This is a genomic window from Prosthecobacter sp. (genome assembly GCF_049294395.1).
GTDB lineage: Bacteria > Verrucomicrobiota > Verrucomicrobiia > Verrucomicrobiales > Verrucomicrobiaceae > Prosthecobacter.
On the sequence record NZ_JBAQCR010000151.1, the window covers coordinates 45,323 to 66,323 of the forward strand.

Genomic DNA, 21,001 nt, shown 5'->3' on the forward strand with positions numbered 1-21,001 from the left:
AGCGCCATAAAAAGCGCCGCGCCACATGCATTCTGGAACGGACTGACCTTCTATCCAACAACGAATCTCACCCACGCTCATGAACAAAGCTCAACTCATCGACGCAGTGCAGGAAATCCTTGGTGGCGACACCTCCAAGCGAGCCGCCTCTGAAGCTCTGGACGCTGTGCTGACCGCCATCACCAAAGGTGTGAAAAAGGGCCCCGTGCAGCTCATCGGCTTCGGCACCTTCAAGCCGGTGGACCGCAACGCACGCATGGGCCGCAATCCCAAGACCAAGGAGCCTGTGGAAATCAAAGCCTCCAAGACCGTGCGCTTCGTCGCCTCCGCCGCTCTCAAGTCCTCACTCTAAGACAGGCCACTCACTTTCCCCCGCGCTTCGTTCACGGAGCGCGGGTTTTTTGTGCCTCAGTCTTTCAGTTCTTGCTCCATGCGCTCACTCAGCCACTGCTTGATCATGCTCTGGTAGTTCAGGTAGCGCCGGCGGGCCACCCGCTTGATGCGGCTCAGCATGCGCGGGTCAAACCGCAGCGTGATCGTGGTGGACTCACGCACATCCGCGCGATGGATGGACGCCTGCATCAGGCGCGCGTCCAGCTGATGCCTGGCCCAGAATTGTCCTTCGGCTTCGTCGCCATCAAATGCCGGCACATCTTTCCATGCTCGGACAGGCTTCAAATCGGCAGGTGCGGTTTCCATGATGGTGCTGGGTGGGTTCAGAGTTCTTCCGCCTTCTTGCGCTCGAAAAAGTCATGCTCCCCGGGAGTCATCAGCCGGGCGAAAATGACACGGTAGTGTTTGCCGTCGGTCCAAAACACACTGAACACCGACTTCCCCTGAAGTGATTTGCCCAGGTTGTAGTAACGAGCCTCCGCGCTCCCCTCCTGGCCGTCCGGCAGCAGCTTGATCGAGAACGGATCCTCAAACGACTCCTCAATATCCTTCGGAGGAAGGAGTGAGAGGTCAAACGCGGCGCCGATCCAGTCAAAGTCCATGGAGTTGTATTTACGAGATTATTTGCGGTATTCGATCAGTTCTATCTCATAACCCTCGGGAGCGTCAATGAAAGCAAATACACCGCTCGAGCTGGGGGTCGGCCCGTCCGAGAGCGGATAACCCAGTGCAGCGGCATGTTTGGCAAACTCTTCAATGCTCTCCACCTCAAACGCCAGATGCGTCAGATCGCTGCAAAAGGTCACCGGCCCGCTGGCGGGAAAGCTGCAAATCTCAATGAGTTCATCGCTGTTCGGTGTCTGCAGAAAGACCAGCTCGGAACCACGCGGCGACTTGTGGCGGCGCACTTCCTTCAGGCCGAGCACCTGCGTGTAAAAGTTGATCGTCTTTTCGAGATCGTTCACCCGGTAGCGGGTGTGGAGGAGTTTTTTGACCATGATGCACGGTTTATGCCACAGGCTGCAGGACGTGGCAAATGATCCTCCATGTAGAGGAAAGCTTGATGTGTCGGGCGACGTCTCCTAAATCCTCACACATGATTTCCATCGATCTCACAGGTAAAGTCGCCCTCATCACCGGCGCATCGCAGGGTATCGGCACGCAGGTGGCCCGCACCTTCCATCGTGCAGGCGCCACGGTCGTCATCAACCACCTCGGCACCCCCGGCACCACGGAAGGCGCTCAAGCCCTCGCCGATGAACTCAACCTCCTCCGCACAGACAGCGCCAGCATCATTGCTGCAGATGTCGCCAAACCCGAGCAGGTGCAGAGCATGATGGGAGACATCCAGGCCCGTCACGGCGGCCTCGATTTCCTGGTGAACAATGCCGCCATCATCAAGGACCGCACCATCGCCAAAATGGGCCTCGATGAATGGGACGCCGTCATCGATGTGAACCTCTCCGGCGTGTTCTACTGCTGCAAATACGCCCTGGAGATCATGCGTGATGGCGGTGCCATCGTCAGCTTCGGCAGCATCGCCGCCATTCAGGGCTTCTTTGGCCAGGCCAACTACGCCGCCGCCAAGTCCGGCGTGCAGGCCATGATGCGCGTCCTCAGCCGCGAAGCCGCCCGCAAGCAGATCCGCGCCAACGCCATCGCCCCCGGCGTCATCGATACCGCCATGGCCGCCACCATTCCCGAAAATGTCCGCGCCGAGATGATCAAAAACGTCCCCCTCGCTCGCTTCGGCACCACAGAGGAAGTCGCCAATGTCGTCCTCTTCCTCTGCTCTCCGCTGGCATCGTATGTCACCGGCCAGACAATCGAAATCAACGGCGGCTGGAGAGGCTGACTAAATACTCCAAAACAGCTCTCCCTCTCCCCGCCCCTGACTCACGACAACGCATATTCCTCTTCGGGGAACCGGAGCGCAGCGGAGATAGACGAAGTCAAAGGGCCGGGGTGAGGGGACAACGGAAGCCCTTCGCCAGCATGAAGTGGCCCCTCTACATACCTCCCCTCCAAGGAATATAAAACGTTTCAATGCGCGCCCCAGCCATACTAGCCACAGCAGACGAAGCCATCGCCGCCATTCCCAGCGGTGCCACCGTGGCCGTCAGTGGTTTCGTCGGTGCCGGACATGCGGAAATGCTCACTGCCGCCCTGGAGCGGCGCTTCCTGCAAACCGGCACGCCAAACGATCTCACTCTTTATTACTGCGCAGGTCAGGGAGACCGCGCAGAGCGCGGCTTGAACCACCTCGCCCATCGCGGCTTGCTCAAACGCATCGTCGGTGGCCATTGGAACCTCGCGCCAAAACTCGGGGCGCTGGCTCTGGCCAACGAAGTCGAGGCCTACAACCTGCCTCAGGGCGTCCTCTCCGTCCTCACCCGCGAAATCGCCGCCAAACGTCCCGGCTTGTTCACCCAGGTCGGGCTGAACACCTTCATCGACCCCATTCACGGCGGCGGCATGCTCAACGCCCGTACCACCGAACCACTCGTGGAGCGCATCGAACTCGATGGTCAAATCTGGCTGCGCTACAAACCCATGCCCATCCATGTGGCCCTGATCCGCGCCACCTATGCCGATCCTCGCGGCAATCTCAGCATGGAGCGCGAAGGCCTGATCAGCGAGGTGCTGCCGATGGCGCAGGCCGCGAAAAATCACGGTGGCATTGTCATCGCCCAAGTTGAAAAGATCGTCGATCAGCTGTCCGATCCCAAATCCGTACGCGTCCCCGGTCTGCTCGTTGATTACATCGTCACCTCGGGCGGCCAGCAGCATGACCAGACCTTTGGCGAAGTCTTCAAAGAAGACTTCGTCGTCACAAGTGACGGCACTTTCACCCTGCCCCCAATGCCGGAATCCGAGCGCAAACGCATCGGCGCGCGTGCGCTGCGCGAAGTGCGCAACGGCGACATCGTCAATCTCGGCATCGGCCTTCCCGAAGCCGTGGCCATGGTCGCTGCGGAAACCGGCCGCCTGAGTGAATTCACCCTCACAGTCGAAAGCGGCCCCACCGGCGGCGTGCCTGCCTCCGGTCTCAGCTTTGGCTGCAGCCACTTTCCAGAAGCCATCATCGACCAGCCTTCTCAGTTCGACTTCTACGACGGCGGCGGGCTCGACATCGGCGTGCTCGGCGCCGTCGAAATCGATGCCGAAGGCAGCGTGAACGTCGCCAGCTTTGCAGACCGCTTCGCAGGCGTCGGCGGTTTCGTAAACATCGCCCAGTGCGCACGCCGCCTCGTCTTCTGCTGCACGTTTCAGGCAAAGGGAAACGCCAAGTTCGTGAATCACATCCAGCACGTCTGCTTCCACGGCCCCTCCGCCATCGCCCGCAGCCAGCAGGTGCTTTACGTTACTGAACGCGCCGTGTTCGAACTCACCCCGCACGGCCTCCGCCTCATCGAAATCGCCGCTGGACTCGATCTGCAACGCGACGTCCTCGATCACATGCAGTTCAAACCCCTGCTCGCAGAAACCATCTCCATCATCCCATGAAACCCGTTTACATCATCGACGCCAAGCGCACCCCCATCGGCCGTTTCGGCGGTGGCTTGAAAGCCCTCACCGCAGCAGAACTCGGACACGCTCTCGGAGATGCCATGCTTCCACAGGAACTGCGCGCCCACATTCAGCAGGTCATCCTCGGCCATGTTCTTCAGGCAGGCAGCGGCATGAACGTGGCGCGTCAGATCGGACTCAAGCTCGGCCTGCCGCAGGAAGTCCCCGCCTACACCGTCAACATGGCCTGCGGCTCCTCTCTCAAAGCCGTCGCGCTCGCCGCCGATGCCATCCGCAGTGGTGAGAACGATCTCGTGCTCGCCGGCGGCGTGGAGATGATGAGCCGCTCCCCGCATTACGCCATGGATCTGCGCTGGGGCAAAAAGCTCGGCGATTCTTCCATGCAGGACGCCATGTTCGTCGATGGCCTCACCGATCCCCTTCTCAAAATAGGCATGGGCGAAACCGCCGAACGCATCGCCGACAAACACGGTATCACCCGCGCCGAGCAGGATGCCTTCTCCGCACTCAGCCAGAGCCGTGTCGCCGCCAGTCGCGCCGCCTTGAGCCGCGAGATCATTCCCGCCGGCGATTTGACCGAAGACGAGCATCCGCGCGCCGAAACCACGGTCGATACCCTATCAAAGCTAAAGCCAGCCTTCCGCAAAGACGGCACCGTCACCGCCGGCAATGCCTCAGGCATCAATGATGGAGCCGCTTTGGCCTTGCTAGCCAGCGAGGACGCCGTCTCACGCCACGGCCTGAAACCCCGCGCACGCATCATCGCCAGCGCCGCTGTCGGCTGTGATCCCGCCTTGATGGGCCTCGGTCCCGTGGGTGCCATTCGCAAAGTCTGCGCCCAGACCGGCTGGAGCCTCGGTGAAGTTGATGCCATCGAGATCAATGAAGCCTTCGCCGCCCAGGCGCTCGGCTGCATCAAGGAGCTCAATATCGACACAGCGAAGCTCAATCCACGCGGAGGCGCCATCGCCCTCGGTCACCCCCTCGGCGCCAGCGGCGCCCGTGTGCTGGTCACCCTTCTGCACTATCTCGAAGATCACGGCCTGCGACGCGGCATCGCCAGCCTCTGCATCGGCGGCGGCATGGGCATCGCCATGGCGGTGGAGCGGGATTGAGACGTGTTCGCAGCAGGCATTCCTCAGGAAAATTGCACGCTCGGCTTGCACAGCCGCATCGTATCTCCATGATGAAATCCTCCCCACATGAGCGCTGTTTTTGACTCCCTTTCGCGATTTTACGCCTCCTCCATTGGCAAGAAGATTCTTGTGGCCCTCACCGGCCTCGCACTGATCGGCTTTGTACTTGGCCACATGATTGGCAACCTGCTGATCTTTGTCGGCAAGGACGCCATCAATGAATACGGTCACATGCTTCAGACCGCGCTGCATGGCGGTGGTGTTTGGATCGCCCGCATCGGCCTGCTGGTCGCAGTGGTGATTCACATCGTGGCCACCATCTCTCTGACCCGCGCCAACCGCGCCGCACGTCTGGACAAGTATGGTCAGCACAAGGCGCAGGTGAGCAGCAAATCCTCCCGCATCATGATCTGGAGCGGCCTGACAATCCTGGCCTTCATCGTTTACCACCTGCTGCACTTTACCGTCCACGCCGGCAACAACTACGGCACCTACAAGACCACGCTCCACGGCGAAACCGTCCATGACGTCTACCGCATGGTCATCGCAGGCTTCTCCTGGGCCCCAGCGGTGTTCTTCTACATCCTCGCCATGCTGCTGCTCACCAGCCACCTCAGCCACGGCTTCAGCAGCCTGTTCCAGACACTCGGCGTCGCCACGGACAAGACGGAGCCGCTGTTCAAGAAACTCGGTTACGCCTTCGCGGGTCTGATCCTCGTGGGCAACTGCTCCATCCCCATCGCCATCTACTTCTTCGGCTACGGACGTTAATTTTTTCTGCGACTCGCCATGTCTCTTAATTCCAACATTCCCTCCGGCCCGATGGCCACGAAGTGGTCCAAGCACAAGCAGGACTCGAAGCTCATCAATCCGAAGAACAAACGCAAGTTCACCGTGCTCGTCGTGGGCAGCGGCCTTGCTGGCTCCTCCGCAGCGGCGACGCTCTCGGAGCTCGGCTACAAGGTGAAGTGCTTCTGCTTCCAGGACAGCGCCCGTCGTGCCCACTCCATCGCAGCGCAGGGCGGCATCAACGCGGCCAAGAACTATCAGAACGACGGTGACAGCGTTCATCGTCTTTTCTATGACACCGTCAAAGGCGGCGACTTCCGCGCCCGCGAGGCCAACGTGCATCGCCTCGCCGAAGTCAGTGTCAACATCATCGACCAGTGCGTGGCGCAGGGCGTGCCCTTCGCGCGTGAATACGGCGGCATGCTGGCCAACCGCTCCTTCGGCGGTGCTCAGGTGAGCCGCACCTTTTATGCCCGTGGTCAGACCGGACAGCAGCTTCTGCTCGGTGCCTACTCGGCCCTGAACAAGGAAATCGCCTCCGGCGGCGTGAAGATGTACCCGCGCACTGAAATGCTCGATCTCGTGACCGTGGACGGCCACGCCAAGGGCATCGTCACACGCGATCTCGTCACCGGCAAAATCGAATCTCACGCAGGTGATGCCGTGCTGCTTTGCACCGGCGGTTACGGCAACGTCTTCTACCTCTCCACCAACGCGATGGGCTGCAACGTCACTGCGACGTGGCGCGCTCACCGCAAAGGCGCGTTCTTTGCCAATCCCTGCTACACGCAGATCCACCCGACCTGCATTCCCGTCAGCGGCGACTACCAGAGCAAGCTCACGCTCATGTCCGAGTCCCTCCGCAACGACGGTCGCGTCTGGGTCCCCAAAAAGAAGGAAGACTGCGGCAAGGCTCCGGACCAGATCCCAGAAGCGGACCGCGACTACTACCTGGAGCGCAAGTACCCCAGCTTCGGCAACCTTGCCCCTCGTGACATCTCCTCCCGTGCAGCCAAGGAAGCCTGCGATGACGGACGCGGCGTCGGCCCTGGCGGTCGCGGCGTGTATCTCGATTTCGCGGAAGCCATTGGCCAGTTCGGAGCCAAGACCATCGCCGAGCGTTACGGCAACCTCTTTGACATGTACGAGCGCATCACCGGTGAAAGCGCCTACAAGCGCCCGATGCGCATCTACCCCGCCGTTCATTACACCATGGGCGGCCTCTGGGTGGACTACAACCTCATGAGCAACCTCCCTGGCCTGCACGTGCTTGGCGAGGCGAACTTCTCCGACCACGGCGCCAACCGCCTCGGTGCCAGCGCGCTCATGCAGGGCCTCGCGGATGGCTATTTCGTCATCCCGACGACCATCGCCAACTACCTCGTGAATCAGAAGCCCGGCAGCATCACCACCGAGCATCCTGAATTCAAGAAGGCTGTCGAAAACTGCACCGCCCAGACCAAGCGCTTCCTCAACATCAAGGGCAAGCGCAGCGTGGACAGCTTCCACCGTGAACTCGGTCTCCTCGTTTGGGACAAATGCGGCATGGCCCGCACCAAGGAAGGCCTTACCGAGGCCATCAACCGCATCCCCGCCCTGCGCGAAGAATTCTGGCAGAACGTCAATGTCCCCGGCAGCGGCGACTTCACCAATCCCGAGCTCGAAAAAGCCGGCCGCGTGGCTGACTTCATGGAGTTCGCCGAACTCCTCTGCCTCGACGCCCGCCACCGCGAAGAAAGCTGCGGCGGCCACTTCCGCTCTGAATATCAATACCCGGATGGCGAAGCCAAGCGCGACGACGAAAACTTCAGCTACGCCGCCGCTTGGGAATACACCGGCAATCTAAGCCAGCCCATCCTCAACAAGGAGCCGCTGACCTTCGAAGAAGTCCACCTCGCCGTCCGCAGCTACAAATAGTGGTTTCCTGCCGTCATGACCCGCGAATCTGAGTCCGAACTCCTCCATTTCTGCGCCACCCAGCGCGGGGAGTTCCACGAAGACGCGTGGACCAGCTTCGCCCCCATCGAAAAAAAAGAGATGGCCGCCGTCTGCCTCTTCCTGGCAGGCGTGGACTGGTTCGGGCATCAGCAAGACCTCCGAAACGCTGCTCGCAAATTGCTCAATGGTGCCGAGACCACCTTTGGTGTACTCGCTCGTTCTCTCCGCTTCGACACTCCTCGATTCGCCAACTCGCTCAAAAGGAGGCTCGGCCATGCATAGTCTGCACCCAGAACTCACCCGCGCCATGGGCGAAATGATGGATCGTATAGACGGATTCCTGCGCGACAGCGGATACGCCGGAGAGCCCGTTCAGATGTATCTCGCAGGAGGCATGGCCGTTCACTACTACTGCGGCACACGTTACACGGATGACGTGGACGCCACTTTCTCCCGACGGCTGATCCTCCCATTTGAAAAGCTGGTCATCGACTACATGCGTGAAACGGGAAAGCCGTCCTGCATCTACTTCGACACCACTTACAACGACACCTTCGCTCTCCTGCATCCCGATCATCGCGAGTGCTGCGTTGAATGGGAGGGGATGGGCAATGAGCACCGGCTGATTCATCTGCTCGTCTTCTGTCCGGTCGATCTGGCTGTCTCGAAACTCTCCAGGTTTTCACCGAACGATCAGGCTGACATTCTCGCACTGGCCCGCCAGCGTTATTTCACCACGGATCAACTCCAAACCCGCGCCACTGAAGCGCTCGACCATTACGTTGGCGAAACGCGCTGGATTCACCTCAATCTGGCCCAGATCAGCCAGGAAATCGCCCTCGCCGCTTAATTTTTCATCAAACCAAGTTCCCATGTCTCAACTCAATCTGCACCTCAAAGTCTGGCGTCAGAACGGCTCGCAACCCGGTCATTTCCAGGACATCGACGCCCCGGACATTCCCGATCATGCCTCCTTCCTGGAGATGATGGACATCGTCAACGAGCGCCTCATCTCCAAGGGCGAAGATCCCGTGGCCTTTGACCACGACTGCCGTGAAGGCATCTGCGGCATGTGCTCCATGCAGATCAACGGCGTTCCACACGGCCCTGAAAAAGCCACCACGACCTGCCAGCTTCACATGCGCAAGTTCCGCAGCGGAGACACCATCTGGGTCGAGCCTTTCCGCGCACGTGCCTTCCCGGTCCTGAAGGATCTCATGATCGACCGCAGCGCCTTTGACCGCATCCAGCAGGCCGGCGGTTTCGTCAGCGTGCGCACAGGTGCGCCGCAGGACGCCAATGCCCTGCCCATCGGCAAGGAAGTCGCTGATTCCGCCATGGACGCAGCCGAGTGCATCGGCTGCGGTGCCTGCGTGGCCGCCTGTAAAAACGCCAGCGCCATGCTCTTCGTCTCCGCGAAAGCCGGCCAGCTCAATTCCCTGCCCCAAGGCCAGCCTGAAAAAGACCGCCGCACCCTCGGCATGGTCCGCCAGATGGACAAAGAAGGCTTCGGCAACTGCACCAATCAATACGAGTGCGAAGCCGCCTGCCCCAAGGAGATCAGCGTCCGCTGGATCACCAAGCTCAACCGCGACTATGCCGTGGCTGCCGTCAAAGACGCCTTTGGCAACAGCCGCAAGGAAGCGGGCGGCGGAGATTGATCCGTTTTACGGCTTCGGCTGCCCGGGAGGAGGAGCAGGCTTGTCCTGCTCCGGTGGCGGACGGCGGAACCCGTCCTTGGGCTCTCCTCCCCGCTCACGAAATTTCATGAATTCCTGACCCGCAGCCTCGCGGTAGATGTCGCGGAATTTTTTGAAGGCCTCCATGCGCTCTGCAGTAGGCAGTGTATCCAGCCTCGCCAGGGCTTCTTTGACACGCGGCAGCTGCAGCAGCCGCTCATGGAAAACCCGCGTCTCATCACGACGCTCAGGCCGTGAGATGGATTGCAATTCAGCCCCGAGTCGGATGGCCGCCATGTGGGCGAAATTGGGCGAATCCGGCTTCGGCATCTCTGGCAGGCCACGCTGATCCATCGGAAACTGCGGTTTGATCTTTTCCAGGATGCCCACGACTTCAGGATCAATTTCCTTCAGGGCGTTGTGCAGCGTGTTGCGCATCTCCTCATTCGCCCGCAGTGCTCTGTCCCGCGATTCGATCACCTCGGGACGCTGCCAGGCCTTTTCGAAAGCGGCCCGCACCTTCTGCTTCTCGACTTCAGAGAGTTTTTCAAAGCCGTCAAACCCACGGGGTCTGCCCATGCCCGGAGGTCCTCGATGTTCTCCTTCACGATACGGCGGCGGGCCGTCGCCAGGTTTGGGCGGAGGTGGCGGCGGCATTGGTTTGTCACCTTCCGACTGAGCGAGAGCAGCCGTGGCGAGGGTAAATAGGAAGACCAGAGGTCGCATGGCGGTCATTTTCCGCCGCTGCACCCTGTTGGCAACTTGATAGCTGGTCTCAGTCTTCATTGAGGCTAATAACCCGTCTGCCAGCCAAAAGTTGCACTCACTTGATGCGCTCCAGTTTCAGCAGGGGTGCCGCCGGCGAAGCAAACTGCGCCACGTAAAGGTTTCCCTCGGCATCCACAGCCACGCCATGAGGATGAATGAAGGTCTTGTGATCGCTCTGCATTGGCTGCAATACCCCATCCACATAAACAGCCGCTGGTGCACCTATGTTGGACACGATCCGATACTCCCGGTCCACAATGGAAATGAAGCCGGGGGAGTTCTTGTCCTTCGGCCACTGATCACCCAGATGCGGCACAATCACATTCTCCCCCCAAAATACGATGTCCCTCGGATTCCCGCCGGGCATGGCGATTTTGTCGATGAACTGCCCGTCTGCCGTAAAACGTTTGATCTCCTGCTGGTCGCTCATGGCGATAATCACCCGTGTTTTTGCGGAATCCGACACATCAATTCCGCCGCCATGCGGCCCCCAATGCTTCAGTTGGTTCTCCCCTTCCCCCAGATTTCCACCCCACGAGCGCAGCAGCGAGCCATCCGGTTTGTAGTGAAAAATGTAGTCCTTCCCGTAACCGTCGAACACGAAGAACTCCCCGTTCGCGAAATGAATCGTTTTCGAGGGCCGGTACTCATTCGCGCTCGCATGCAGCTTCGCCTGCTCCGGCCATGCAAAATGCGCCAGTTCTTCGCCATCCAGCGTCAATTTGCGCACCTCATGGAGCTGCGTGTCTGTGATGAAGAGCACCTCGCGCTCCCCTTCACGCACCAGACTCATCCCATGCGCTCCCGGCATGCGCGCCGTCCAGTGCTTGATCAAGGCCCCCGTTTTCGGATCGAGCACAACCACATTGTTCCTGACGTCATCCGTCAGAAACAACAAGCGTCCATTTGCATCAATGTTCACTGCGTGACCATTTTTGACGTTCACCTGCGCAAGCGCCTCACGTCCCCAGCCAGGCACCACCCGATAACGAAACTCCCCTTGGCCAAGAATGTCTTCAGCATGGGAAAAACCTGCTGCAAGCAGGCACAAGATAACAAAACGAATCATGCAGCCATGCAATCATGCCTCCCGCCCCGGCGCAAGATCAACGCATGGATGGTTTGCCAGCACCCGTATTGCTGCGAGGGTGATCCCCGCTTCCTCTCATGGTCTTCATTCTCATTGTCGCTGCTCTTTTCCTCGGCCTCGCCGTTGCCCGCTGGGCTCAGGCACGCCATGAGTCGATGATGCTCAAAGGCTTTCGGGCGAATGCCCCCACCGCGCATACGGGCAGCGAGATCGCCCTCATGTTTTTAAAATCCGAAGGCGTGGATGACGTGCAGATCGTCGAGCACAACGCTGTTGTGACCGATTACTTCGATCCGACCCGCCGCCGGCTGTTTCTGAGACGGGATGTCGCCGAGGGCACGACTTTGTCCGCTTGGGCCATCGCCCTGCATGAGGCGGCGCATGCGCTGCAGACAGGAGAGGCTCTCAGCGAACTTAAGTGGAGACAGAGCTGCATCCGCATGAGCCGCTACCTTCCCATGGCCGCCGTCTTCGCCATCGTGGGATTGATGATCGCCCGCATTCTCATAGCGAAGAACGCCATTTTCGTCACCGCCGGCGTCATCGTCATCCTGCTGCTGCTGAACCTCGGCAGCGTGCCGCTGGAGTTCAACGCCAACAAGCGTCTGCGCCGTTTCCTGGATGGTTATCTCAAAAATCATCCGCAAGCTGGTGGTCGGCTTGATGAACTGCTTTTTTGCATGGCCATTCGTGAAGTCGGCGATCTGCTGCGCTCGCCCCGTTATTTCTTCCTGAGCGCCCTGCCCGGCACGGGAAAGATGAGGCCGCAGTGATCTGAGTGGCAAGGCGTCCATCTTGGGTGACGTTGTATTCTCATGGTCAAACTTGCCGCCTTCTTCATTCTTGCCACCTCGTCCGTACTTCTCGCAGACACACAAACACCGGCTTCATACAGCGGTGATTTTGTCATCAAGGTCAACTACCGCTACCTCCTGAGCAAGCCGGAGGGCTACACAGACAACAAGGATAAAAAATGGCCTCTGGTGGTCTTCCTCCACGGTTCAGGTGAACGGGGCACCGATCTTGAACTGATCAAAAAACACGGACCGCCGAAGCTGCTGGCTGCCGGGCAGAAATTTCCCGCCATCATCGCCAGCCTGCAATGCGAACCCAACAACCTGTGGAATCCGCACAGTGTCCAGGCGGTCACCGAACACTTGGTCAAAACGCTGCGTGTCGATCCCAAGCGCGTTTATCTAACTGGCATCAGCATGGGCGGCTTCGGCACCTGGGAAACCGCTTTTGAGTATCCTGAGACCTATGCCGCCATCGCGCCCATCTGTGGCGGTGCTGGTGTGCGCTGGGTGACGGCGCAGCGTCTCAAGAGCATGCCCTGCTGGATCTTCCATGGCGACAAGGACGGCGCGGTTCCGATCGAGAACAGCCAGAAGATTTATGATGCTCTGAAAAAGATCGACGCGCCGGTCAAATTCACCATCTACCCCGGCGTCGGTCATGATTCGTGGACTCAAACTTATGCCAACCCAGAGTTCTGGAGCTGGCTGTTTGAGCAGAAGAAGCCATGACAGGCGGCAGGTCCGGCGGGCGTTTGATCTCTCATGATCCGCCCTCTCCTCCCGCTACTCATTGCCACCTCATTGCAGGCTCAGGTGCTGCCAGGCACCCAGCCGCTGGAGCCGAATCCCGATTTCTCCGCCACCATGGTGGCGGGGATCGACAAAATGGCGCTGCGGCTCATCGACCAGTCGAAAACAGGCCGCAAGCCGACCCGCGAAAAATTGAAGGCCATCATCGGTGCGGTGGACGAGCGCCTGCCTATCACGGCGCTCGAACTCGTGGGTGATACAAACAATCCGGCGCTCCTGGCGGAAACCGACACCGCACGCATCCTGCGGGTGCGCTGGCCAGTGTTTGACGGCGTGCATGGAGAGGGCATCCTGATTCAGCCGAAAGACAAGCCAGTAGCGCGGGTGATCTACATCCCGGATGCGGATACTGATCCCGAGAAGCTGGCGAATGACGCCATGCTGGCCTATAGCGGCTGCGAGATCGTCATCCCTGCGCTTATCAGCCGCAGCAGCGAGTTCAGCACCAATGACAAGTTTGGCGTTAAGACGAACGTGCCGCACCGTGAGTGGATCTACCGCCAGTCGTATGAGCTGGGACGTCACATCATCGGTTACGAAGTGCAGAAGATGCTCTCCCTCGTCGATTACTTCGGCACGCAGACGAAGCTGCCGCTGCTTCTAGCCGGACTCGGTGAAGGCGGCCTGATCGCCATGTACTCCGGAGCCATCGACGAGCGCATCAGCTCTGTCTATGTGTGGGGCTGTTTTGAGCCGCGTGAAGGCGTTTGGGCCGAGCCGATCTACCGCAATGTCTTCAACCTGCTGCGTGACTTTGGCGATGCCGAAGTGGCCTCCCTCATCGGGCCACGCCCCCTGGTGGTGCAAAACCTCGGCTTCCCGAATGTGCAGGGCCCGCCGAAGGCAAAGCCGGGCGAACGTGAAATCGCAGCCCCTGGCAAGATCAGCAAACCGACACTCGAAGCCGTCAAGGCCGAGGTCGCCCGCGCCAAGGCACTCGTGCCCGGTGACTGGCTGATGCTGGCCACGGAGGAGCATGGCCTGAAGGATGTGGTCACCCATCTGCTGCCCTCAGAAGTTGCCGAACAGCTCGTGAAACGGATCGAGCCGATCATGCCACAGAAAAACGAGCAGCATGCCCGAGTGGATGTCACGCGCCAGAAGCGCATGGTGCGCGAACTGGAGACATTCACGCAACGTCTGCTCGTCAGCACCGAAATGGAGCGCAAAACACAATTCTGGGACAAGCTGCCACTCAAAACCCTGGCGGAGTTTGAAAAGCATACCGCCGGTGAGCGTGACCGCTTTTGGAATGAAGTCATCGGCCGCCTGCCAGATCCGAGCCTGCCAGCGAATGCCAAAAGCCGCTTTGTGCGTGAGACTGACAAGGTCAAGATCTATGAGGTGACGATGGATGTGTGGGACGATGTCTTTGCCTGGGGATGGCTGTGCATGCCCAAGGATCTCAAGCCCGGCGAGAAGCGCCCCGTCGTCGTCTGCCAGCATGGTCTGGAAGGACTGCCGGAAGACACCATCACCACGGATGAGACCAACCGCGCCTACGGAGCCTACAAGGCTTTCACGCTGCGTCTGGCTGAGCAGGGCTTCATCACCTTTGCTCCGCACAATCCCTACCGTGGCAAAGATGCGTTTCGCACGCTGCAGCGGAAGCTCAATCCGCTGGGCCTCACGCTCTACAGCGTCATTAATGGCCAGCACCAGCGCATTCTGGAGTGGCTGAAGGCGCAGCCGTTCACGCAGCCGGGCAAGATCGCCTTCTACGGCCTGAGCTACGGTGGAAAATCCGCCATGCGCACGCCTGCCGTGCTGACGGATTACTGCCTGAGCATCTGCAGCGGCGACTTCAATGAATGGGTGCGCAAGTGCGTGAGCACTGACATGCCCATGAGCTACATCCACACCCATGAGTATGAAATCTGGGAGTGGAACATGGGCCGCACTTTCAACTATGCGGAAATGGCAGCCCTCATCGCGCCGAGGCCCTTTATGGTCGAGCGCGGTCACAACGACGGTGTGGGCGTGGATGAATGGGTGAACTACGAGTTCGCCAAGGTGCGCCGGCTTTACAACAAGCTCCTCATCGGTGACCGCACGACCATCGAGCACTTCGACGGCCCTCACACCATCCACGGAGTTGGGACATTTGAATTTTTGAAACAGAATCTCGGGTGGAAGTAATTTCCTGCATTTAACAAAGCTCTCCAATCCATTCCGGACTTAGAGGCAAAGGCTTAGGTTCTTTTGAACCAACTGCCAAGGGATGGCCGTGGCCATTCACCTATGGTCTCGCGCAATGAGCGTGACCCATTTTTTAAAGAAGCCTGTATTCTCCCTGCCGGCGCGCCAGGAGCTGCCCAATTTGCGGCATTTTTTCAGGCGTCTTTGGCTCATCTTCGGGGGGTCTGCACTGCTTCTGCTGGTCAGCTTTATCGTGTTTGAAAACATCGGAGCCACTCTGGAAAAAGAACGTACCGCGACGGTGAACGCGGTCAATTTGCTGGGGAGGCAGCGTGCAGACAGCCAGACACTCAGCCGACTGATGCTTCAGGCGGAGAGCAGCACCGCACCGCTGCAGACTTACTATCTGGGACGCATAGATCTCGTCTGGGGCCTCATGAACACCTGCGAGGAAACCCTCCATTCTGGCAAGCTGGTGAAGCACGCCACAGGGAACCAGCTGGCCAGCATCCTGCAAAAGCTGGAGGAGGCCCATGGAAGCTATTTAAAGGCAGCCAAGCTGATGAGGAGGCTCTATCCCCGCACCGACGCCACCCCCACTCTGCTGAGGGGCATGGGAGAATTGCTGACCGAAGACTGCGACGCTCTGGCAGGTTCCCTGGATCAGGCCGCCCAAAAAATTCTTCAGGTCAATGCGGACATCAACGAGCATATCCGGCTGCTGGACTGGTTGCAGATCGGAGTGACAGGAGGCATCGCCTTGATGACAGCCCTGCTGCTGACGCGCGGACAGATCTCCACCATGGAGCGGCTGATCGACACCAGTGTGAAACTCCAGGAACTGACGTATCTGCAGAATGGCGTGCTGGAGAGCGCCGCCTGCGGCATCATCAGCACCAACACGAAGGGACTGATCGCCACGTTCAACTGCGGAGCAGAAAAGCTCACCGGGTATTTACGGCAGGAGGTTGTCGGCAGCCTGACACCGGAACTGTTCCATGATGCGTCCGACATGGAGCGCATGGCCGCCGAGGTCTCGCGCGAAACAGGAATGACCATTGCACCGGGATTTGAGGTGTTCGTGGCCCATGTCAAATGCGGCATCCTGAGAGAACGGGAATGCACCTACGTGCGGAAAGATGGCAGCCGCGTCTCCGTCTCCCTGAATATCACAGCCATGCTGGACGAGGAGGGAGAGATCACCGGCTTCCTCGGCATCGTGACCGACATCACTGAGAAGAAGAAGCTGGAGCAGCAGTTCCTGCGCGCACAGCGGATCGAAAGTGTGGGCACGCTGGCAGGCGGCATCGCCCATGACCTTAACAATGTGCTCACGCCGATCATCATGTCGATCGAGCTGCTGCGACTCACCCATACGAACGAACGCACACTCTCCATCCTGGGCAACATTGAAAGCAGTGCCAGGCGCGGGGCGGATCTGGTGCGGCAGATCCTCACGTTTGCGCGCGGAGTGGAGGGCAGACGGACGGAATTGCGCGCCGGCCCTCTCATCAAGGACATCCAGCACTTCGTTCAGGACACCTTCCCCAAGAACATCTGCTGTTTCAGCAAACTGCCTGACGAACTGCCTTCATTTCTGGGGGATCCCACGCAGCTGCATCAAATTCTGCTCAATCTGTGCGTGAATGCGCGTGATGCCATGCCCGACGGCGGAACACTGACCATCGCTGCCGGCTGTTCCGTCATGGACGAGGCCGCAGCAGCCTTGCAAATGGATGCCAAACCCGGCCCCTATGTCACGATCAGCGTGAGTGACACCGGCAGCGGCATTCCCCCGGAGGTCTTGGACAAGATTTTCGACCCCTTCTTCACCACCAAGGAGATCGGCAAGGGCACGGGGCTCGGCCTGTCCACGGTGCTGAGCATCACCAAGAGCCATGGTGGCTTCGTCACGGTCACCAGCGAACCCACCAAGGAAACCGCCTTCACCATCTGGCTGCCAGCCGTTCCCAATACAGGCAGCTGCATCAAATCCCCACTCAAGGAGGAACCACCGATGCCGCTTGGCAAAGGCGAGCTGATTCTGATCGTGGATGATGAGGAGGCCATCCGCACCACCACGCGGCAGACCCTCGAGGCGCTGGACTACCGCACCCTGGTGGCCGCCAATGGGGCTGAGGCAGTGGCGCTTTATACCCAGCACAACGCGGAAATCGCCGTGGTGCTGACGGACATGATGATGCCAGTCATGGATGGCCCGGCCACCATTCAGATGCTCCAGCGCATCAATCCCGATGTGAAAATCATCGCGGCCAGCGGTGTCGCCCACCTGGGCGGGCCGGCCAAAGTGGCCGAGATGGGTGTCAGGCACTTCCTGCCCAAACCTTACACGGCCCAGACTGTGATGACGACTCTTCACCTCGTGATCAACGAGGCAGACACTTGGCGGGAAGCGCCGGTCAGCAGCATGACCTTGTAAGGAGCCGCCCCCCTCAGCTTTTCATTGGCGCTGTCGAGAGCACGGGCTGGATGTGATGTTCGGAGACGAGCGTGACGAGCAGATTGTTCACCATGGTGGATTTGGAGGCTGCGTCGAGCTGCACGATGCCGTCGGTTTCAAGCTTGCGCAGCGCCATTTCGACCATGCCGATGGCGCCATCCACGATGATCTGGCGCGCGGCGAGAACCGCCTGTGCCTGCTGGCGGCGCAGCATGGCCTGGGCAATTTCCGGGCTGTAGGCCAGATGGCTAAGCTGGGCCTCCAAAATCTCAATGCCCGCCAGACTGGTGCGTTCCTCAAGTTCCGCACGCAACTGGCGTGCGATGTCCACAGGGTGGCTGCGGAGGGCGATTTCCCCGGGCGTGTGCGGCTCATAGGGGAAAAGATTGGAGAGGTGGCGCAGTGCCGTCTCCCCCTGCAGACGAACGAAGTTATTGCAGTTCTCGACGGCAAAGGTCGCCTTGGCCGAGTCCACCACACGCCAGACGATCACCGCTGCGATTTCAATCGGATTGCCATGAGCATCGTTGACCTTGAGCTGCTCGCTTTGGAAGTTGGCGATTTTGAGGGAGATCTTCTGCCTGCCGGCGAAGGGGTTGATCCACCAGAACCCGTTGTGAACGAGGCTGCCGGTGTACTTGCCAAAGAAAGTGAGCACCACGGCTTCATTGGGAGAAACGATGACGAAACCCTTCAGCAGCAAGAACCCGATGATGGCCGCTGGAACTGTCAGCAGTGGGATGTACTGAGGGAATTGGTAAAAGCTGATGGCCACAAGACCAAGGGCCGCAAAAATGACGAGGATGCCGGGAAGGGCCAGAGCATTGCGTTCTTTCATAATCAGAAGGTTGTTTAGGACGCAATTGAACTGGTTTCTTGAATTCCCGTCACTGAGAATTTTACAGAGATTTTCCGCCCACCTGCGACCACGACAGCCCATTTGCATTCGCTGCATCGTCCGCTAGGCTGAAGGCGTAACCCAACGCGCTATGCAAACACCCAAAATCACCGCCTACCTGAAAACCTACTGTGGCTGGAGCGAAGGCGTCCGTGCCATCTTCCGCAAATACGATCTCGCTTTCGAAGAGAAGGACATCATCAAAAATCCGGCCTTCCGCTGGGAAATGGAACAGAAGAGCGGCCAGCCGCTGTCCCCCTGCGTGGAAATCAACGGCACCATGCTGGCCGACATCAGCGGCGCTGAAGTGGAAGCCTGGATGAATGACAACGGCCTGCTCGAAAAGAACGAAGCTCCGGCCGATGCACCGATCGATTCCGCCTGCACCGACGCGCAGCACGCCGCCATGGCCGCAGGTCAGGTGGGCACCTTGAAATTCGTGGGCTGATTCTGCATGCGTTCCCGGCTTTTCCTCCTTGGGCTGGCGGTTTCACTCGCTGCCTGCAACACCGTTTATTACGCCGCCTGGGAAAAGCTGGGCTACGAGAAGCGTGACCTGCTCAAGAGCGCGGTCAAGAAGGCTCGTGGCGAGCAAAAAGATGCGGGTGAGCAGTTTCAAGATGCACTCACCCAGCTCAAAAAGCTGACCAACTACAACGGCGGCAATCTCGAGTCTGCGTACAACCGCTTTAAAGGCGAATATGAAGACTGCGAAGCCCAGGCAACTCGGGTACGCGGCCAGATCCGCGAGGTGGACACGGTGGCGCGGGATCTCTTCCGCGAATGGGAGAGCGAGATCCGCCAGTATGAAAACGCCTCTCTGGCGGCCGACAGCCGCCGCAAGCTGGCGGACACTCGCAGCCGGTTTGAGCCCCTTTCACGTTCCCTGCACTCGGCCGAAGCCACGATGGAGCCCGTGCTGCGCCAGTTTCACGATCAGGTGCTTTATTTGAAGCATAATCTGAACGCCGCAGCCATTGGCTCGCTGCGTGGTACGGCGGACAACATCCAAAGCGACATCCAGCGACTGCTCGACCAGATGAACCGCTCCATTGCTGAGGCGGACCGGTTTATTCAGACGCTGTAAAAAGTACGACAGACACTCTTGTCTGTCGGTCTGGGACAATTTGTGAACGCTGATCGACAGACAGGAGTGTCTGTCGTACTCCAGAAAAAAGCCCCCCCGCTTCGCAGCAGGAGGGCTTTCCAACCTAACTCTCAAAAACCTATCAGGCTTTGATCATGCCGTGAGGGTCGATGACGTACTTGCGGGCAGCGCCCTTGTCGAAGTCCACGTAGCCTTTGGGAGCACCCTTCAGGGAGATCACCTGGACATTGGTCGCCTTGGCGATTTTGATCTTGTCGTGAAGGATGGCCATCATGAGGCGGCGATGGTACTTCATGACCGGGCACTGGCCGGTGACGAAGGTGTGGCTCTTGGCCCAGCCGAGACCGATGCGGATGGAAAGACTGCCCACTTTGGCAGCTTCATCGACCGCGCCTGGATCACCCGTGACGTAGAGGCCGGGAATGCCGATGGCACCGCCCGCCTTGGTGAGTTCCATGACGCTGTTGAGCACCTGAGCAGGCACTTCCTTGCTGTGGTCATGGCCGCAGCCACGGGCTTCAAAGCCGACGCAATCCACCGAGCAGTCCACTTCAGGCACGCCGAGGATGTTTTCGATCTGATCCTGAATGGAAGCAGAGAGGGAAACGTCCACGGTTTCACAACCGAAGCGGCGGGCCTGGGCCAGACGCTCCTTGTTCAAATCACCGACGATGACGACAGCGGCGCCGAGCAGATGACAGGAAGCCGCACAGGCGAGGCCGACAGGGCCGGCACCAGCGATGTAGACCGTCGCACCCGGGCCCACTCCTGCGGAGACGGCACCGTGATAGCCGGTGGGGAAAATGTCCGAAAGCAGGGTGAGGTCTTTGATCTTGGCCAGCGCCTGATCGCGATCCGGGAACTTCAGGAGATTGAAGTCAGCGTAGGGCACCATGACGTATTCCGCCTGCCCACCGACCCAGCCGCCCATGTCCACGTAGCCATAAGCCGCGCCAGGACGGGCAGGATTCACATTCAGACAGATGCCGGTCTTGCCTTCTTTGCAGTTGGCGCAACGTCCGCAGGCGATGTTGAAAGGCACGCTGACGATGTCCCCTTTCTTGATGAACTCCACATCGCGCCCCGTCTCGATGACTTCACCAGTGATTTCATGGCCGAGGATCAGCCCCTTCTGTGCGGTGGTACGACCGCGCACCATGTGCTGGTCGGAACCGCAGATGTTGGTGCTGACGACTTTAAGGATGACTCCGTGATGGCATTTGCGCTTTTGTTCGCGCAATTCCAGTTTCGGGAAATCAATGCTCTGAACCTCTACCTTACCGGTACCCATGTAGGCGACACCATGATTGCTTGGCATAATATTGTGTGGTTGTGGTTGGTTGAATTTAGGGGATTCCCGGTCATGCTAGTCAGAACCGGCAGATCGCGTCAATCCCAGTGAAGGAAAAACGTTGGCAGCCAGGAAGGAGCGGTGCAGGGGCCGGGAAAAGGCTGACGCCGCTG

The 21,001-nt window shown here is 59.3% G+C and carries 22 protein-coding genes; 15 read left to right on the plus strand and 7 right to left on the minus strand.

Annotated elements, in window-relative coordinates; genetic code table 11:
- Positions 1–79 precede the first annotated feature (79 nt).
- Positions 80–352: an HU family DNA-binding protein gene (locus WAW39_RS10285; RefSeq protein WP_422318416.1), complete on the plus strand. Its 273-nt coding sequence runs from the start codon at positions 80–82 to the stop codon at positions 350–352.
- A 56-nt stretch (positions 353–408) separates the two neighbouring features.
- Here WAW39_RS10285 and WAW39_RS10290 read toward each other — a convergent pair whose 3' ends face one another.
- From WAW39_RS10290 to WAW39_RS10300, 3 genes are read right to left on the minus strand one after another with little or no spacing between them, the layout of a single operon-like run.
- Complete coding sequence (locus WAW39_RS10290; RefSeq protein ID WP_422318418.1) at positions 409–699, minus strand: CopG family antitoxin; 291 nt, start codon at positions 697–699, stop codon at positions 409–411.
- A 17-nt stretch (positions 700–716) separates the two neighbouring features.
- Positions 717–995 (minus strand): BrnT family toxin, encoded by a 279-nt coding sequence (locus tag WAW39_RS10295; RefSeq protein ID WP_422318420.1) that lies wholly within the window; start codon positions 993–995, stop codon positions 717–719.
- An 18-nt stretch (positions 996–1,013) separates the two neighbouring features.
- The gene (locus WAW39_RS10300; protein ID WP_397380537.1) at positions 1,014–1,391 is read right to left on the minus strand and encodes a VOC family protein; all 378 of its coding nucleotides are present in this window, start codon (positions 1,389–1,391) and stop codon (positions 1,014–1,016) included.
- Between the two features lie 98 nt (positions 1,392–1,489).
- Here WAW39_RS10300 and WAW39_RS10305 point away from each other — a divergent pair, with 98 nt between their 5' ends.
- The 8 genes from WAW39_RS10305 to WAW39_RS10340 all read left to right on the plus strand — a co-directional run bounded on the left by WAW39_RS10305 (position 1,490) and on the right by WAW39_RS10340 (position 9,448).
- The gene (locus WAW39_RS10305) at positions 1,490–2,248 is read left to right on the plus strand and encodes an SDR family oxidoreductase (protein ID WP_422318423.1); all 759 of its coding nucleotides are present in this window, start codon (positions 1,490–1,492) and stop codon (positions 2,246–2,248) included.
- Between the two features lie 191 nt (positions 2,249–2,439).
- Positions 2,440–3,900: an acyl CoA:acetate/3-ketoacid CoA transferase gene (locus WAW39_RS10310; protein WP_422318425.1), complete on the plus strand. Its 1,461-nt coding sequence runs from the start codon at positions 2,440–2,442 to the stop codon at positions 3,898–3,900.
- Positions 3,897–5,039 carry a thiolase family protein gene (locus tag WAW39_RS10315; protein ID WP_422318427.1) on the plus strand — a complete coding sequence of 381 codons (1,143 nt, stop codon included), beginning with the start codon at positions 3,897–3,899 and terminating at the stop codon, positions 5,037–5,039. The genes WAW39_RS10310 and WAW39_RS10315 overlap by 4 nt, the downstream gene beginning before the upstream one ends.
- Positions 5,040–5,126: 87 nt before the next feature.
- On the plus strand, positions 5,127–5,831 hold the full coding sequence (locus tag WAW39_RS10320) for a succinate dehydrogenase cytochrome b subunit (protein ID WP_422318429.1): 705 nt from the start codon (positions 5,127–5,129) through the stop codon (positions 5,829–5,831).
- Positions 5,832–5,849: 18 nt separating this feature from the next.
- The gene (locus tag WAW39_RS10325; protein ID WP_422318431.1) at positions 5,850–7,766 is read left to right on the plus strand and encodes a fumarate reductase/succinate dehydrogenase flavoprotein subunit; all 1,917 of its coding nucleotides are present in this window, start codon (positions 5,850–5,852) and stop codon (positions 7,764–7,766) included.
- Positions 7,767–7,781: 15 nt separating this feature from the next.
- Entirely contained in the window at positions 7,782–8,069 is a 288-nt protein-coding gene (locus WAW39_RS10330; protein WP_422318433.1) for a hypothetical protein, read from the plus strand.
- Positions 8,062–8,637, plus strand: a complete 576-nt coding sequence (locus WAW39_RS10335; RefSeq protein WP_422318435.1) for a DUF6036 family nucleotidyltransferase — start codon at positions 8,062–8,064, stop codon at positions 8,635–8,637. The genes WAW39_RS10330 and WAW39_RS10335 overlap by 8 nt, the downstream gene beginning before the upstream one ends.
- A gap of 22 nt (positions 8,638–8,659) precedes the next feature.
- The gene (locus WAW39_RS10340) at positions 8,660–9,448 is read left to right on the plus strand and encodes a succinate dehydrogenase/fumarate reductase iron-sulfur subunit (protein WP_422318437.1); all 789 of its coding nucleotides are present in this window, start codon (positions 8,660–8,662) and stop codon (positions 9,446–9,448) included.
- A gap of 6 nt (positions 9,449–9,454) precedes the next feature.
- Here the strand turns inward: WAW39_RS10340 and WAW39_RS10345 are convergent, their stop codons facing one another.
- The gene (locus WAW39_RS10345) at positions 9,455–10,192 is read right to left on the minus strand and encodes a hypothetical protein (protein WP_422318439.1); all 738 of its coding nucleotides are present in this window, start codon (positions 10,190–10,192) and stop codon (positions 9,455–9,457) included.
- Positions 10,193–10,289: 97 nt separating this feature from the next.
- Positions 10,290–11,303, minus strand: a complete 1,014-nt coding sequence (locus WAW39_RS10350; protein WP_422318441.1) for a hypothetical protein — start codon at positions 11,301–11,303, stop codon at positions 10,290–10,292.
- Positions 11,304–11,401: 98 nt separating this feature from the next.
- On the opposite strand from WAW39_RS10350, the gene WAW39_RS10355 reads away from it, so the two are divergent.
- The 4 genes from WAW39_RS10355 to WAW39_RS10370 all read left to right on the plus strand — a co-directional run bounded on the left by WAW39_RS10355 (position 11,402) and on the right by WAW39_RS10370 (position 17,510).
- Complete coding sequence (locus WAW39_RS10355; protein ID WP_422318443.1) at positions 11,402–12,097, plus strand: zinc metallopeptidase; 696 nt, start codon at positions 11,402–11,404, stop codon at positions 12,095–12,097.
- A gap of 42 nt (positions 12,098–12,139) precedes the next feature.
- Complete coding sequence (locus WAW39_RS10360) at positions 12,140–12,850, plus strand: prolyl oligopeptidase family serine peptidase (RefSeq protein WP_422318445.1); 711 nt, start codon at positions 12,140–12,142, stop codon at positions 12,848–12,850.
- A gap of 33 nt (positions 12,851–12,883) precedes the next feature.
- Positions 12,884–15,070: an alpha/beta hydrolase family protein gene (locus WAW39_RS10365; protein WP_422318447.1), complete on the plus strand. Its 2,187-nt coding sequence runs from the start codon at positions 12,884–12,886 to the stop codon at positions 15,068–15,070.
- A 253-nt stretch (positions 15,071–15,323) separates the two neighbouring features.
- Positions 15,324–17,510, plus strand: a complete 2,187-nt coding sequence (locus tag WAW39_RS10370; RefSeq protein ID WP_422318450.1) for a hybrid sensor histidine kinase/response regulator — start codon at positions 15,324–15,326, stop codon at positions 17,508–17,510.
- Positions 17,511–17,523: 13 nt separating this feature from the next.
- Here the strand turns inward: WAW39_RS10370 and WAW39_RS10375 are convergent, their stop codons facing one another.
- Positions 17,524–18,369 (minus strand): SPFH domain-containing protein, encoded by an 846-nt coding sequence (locus WAW39_RS10375; protein ID WP_422318452.1) that lies wholly within the window; start codon positions 18,367–18,369, stop codon positions 17,524–17,526.
- Between the two features lie 151 nt (positions 18,370–18,520).
- Here WAW39_RS10375 and WAW39_RS10380 point away from each other — a divergent pair, with 151 nt between their 5' ends.
- Positions 18,521–18,877, plus strand: coding sequence for a glutaredoxin family protein (locus WAW39_RS10380; protein WP_422318454.1), 357 nt, complete (start codon positions 18,521–18,523; stop codon positions 18,875–18,877).
- Positions 18,878–18,883: 6 nt separating this feature from the next.
- Positions 18,884–19,516: a DUF2959 domain-containing protein gene (locus WAW39_RS10385; RefSeq protein WP_422318456.1), complete on the plus strand. Its 633-nt coding sequence runs from the start codon at positions 18,884–18,886 to the stop codon at positions 19,514–19,516.
- Positions 19,517–19,658: 142 nt separating this feature from the next.
- On the opposite strand, the gene fdhA is transcribed toward WAW39_RS10385, so the two are convergent.
- The gene (fdhA, locus tag WAW39_RS10390; RefSeq protein WP_422318458.1) at positions 19,659–20,855 is read right to left on the minus strand and encodes a formaldehyde dehydrogenase, glutathione-independent; all 1,197 of its coding nucleotides are present in this window, start codon (positions 20,853–20,855) and stop codon (positions 19,659–19,661) included.
- Between the last annotated feature and the right edge of the window lie 146 nt (positions 20,856–21,001).

Coding starts and splice junctions, on each gene's coding strand:
- WAW39_RS10385 (WP_422318456.1), top strand. CDS start 18,884: ATGCGTTCCCGGCTTTTCCTCCTTGGGCTGGCGGTTTCACTCGCTGCC.
- WAW39_RS10315 (WP_422318427.1), top strand. CDS start 3,897: ATGAAACCCGTTTACATCATCGACGCCAAGCGCACCCCCATCGGCCGT.
- WAW39_RS10305 (WP_422318423.1), top strand. CDS start 1,490: ATGATTTCCATCGATCTCACAGGTAAAGTCGCCCTCATCACCGGCGCA.
- WAW39_RS10350 (WP_422318441.1), bottom strand. CDS start 11,303: ATGATTCGTTTTGTTATCTTGTGCCTGCTTGCAGCAGGTTTTTCCCAT.
- WAW39_RS10340 (WP_422318437.1), top strand. CDS start 8,660: ATGTCTCAACTCAATCTGCACCTCAAAGTCTGGCGTCAGAACGGCTCG.
- WAW39_RS10360 (WP_422318445.1), top strand. CDS start 12,140: ATGGTCAAACTTGCCGCCTTCTTCATTCTTGCCACCTCGTCCGTACTT.
- WAW39_RS10380 (WP_422318454.1), top strand. CDS start 18,521: ATGCAAACACCCAAAATCACCGCCTACCTGAAAACCTACTGTGGCTGG.
- WAW39_RS10295 (WP_422318420.1), bottom strand. CDS start 995: ATGGACTTTGACTGGATCGGCGCCGCGTTTGACCTCTCACTCCTTCCT.
- WAW39_RS10335 (WP_422318435.1), top strand. CDS start 8,062: ATGCATAGTCTGCACCCAGAACTCACCCGCGCCATGGGCGAAATGATG.
- fdhA (WP_422318458.1), bottom strand. CDS start 20,855: ATGCCAAGCAATCATGGTGTCGCCTACATGGGTACCGGTAAGGTAGAG.
- WAW39_RS10320 (WP_422318429.1), top strand. CDS start 5,127: ATGAGCGCTGTTTTTGACTCCCTTTCGCGATTTTACGCCTCCTCCATT.
- WAW39_RS10355 (WP_422318443.1), top strand. CDS start 11,402: ATGGTCTTCATTCTCATTGTCGCTGCTCTTTTCCTCGGCCTCGCCGTT.
- WAW39_RS10330 (WP_422318433.1), top strand. CDS start 7,782: ATGACCCGCGAATCTGAGTCCGAACTCCTCCATTTCTGCGCCACCCAG.
- WAW39_RS10365 (WP_422318447.1), top strand. CDS start 12,884: ATGATCCGCCCTCTCCTCCCGCTACTCATTGCCACCTCATTGCAGGCT.
- WAW39_RS10375 (WP_422318452.1), bottom strand. CDS start 18,369: ATGAAAGAACGCAATGCTCTGGCCCTTCCCGGCATCCTCGTCATTTTT.
- WAW39_RS10345 (WP_422318439.1), bottom strand. CDS start 10,192: ATGCGACCTCTGGTCTTCCTATTTACCCTCGCCACGGCTGCTCTCGCT.
- WAW39_RS10310 (WP_422318425.1), top strand. CDS start 2,440: ATGCGCGCCCCAGCCATACTAGCCACAGCAGACGAAGCCATCGCCGCC.
- WAW39_RS10290 (WP_422318418.1), bottom strand. CDS start 699: ATGGAAACCGCACCTGCCGATTTGAAGCCTGTCCGAGCATGGAAAGAT.
- WAW39_RS10300 (WP_397380537.1), bottom strand. CDS start 1,391: ATGGTCAAAAAACTCCTCCACACCCGCTACCGGGTGAACGATCTCGAA.
- WAW39_RS10285 (WP_422318416.1), top strand. CDS start 80: ATGAACAAAGCTCAACTCATCGACGCAGTGCAGGAAATCCTTGGTGGC.
- WAW39_RS10325 (WP_422318431.1), top strand. CDS start 5,850: ATGTCTCTTAATTCCAACATTCCCTCCGGCCCGATGGCCACGAAGTGG.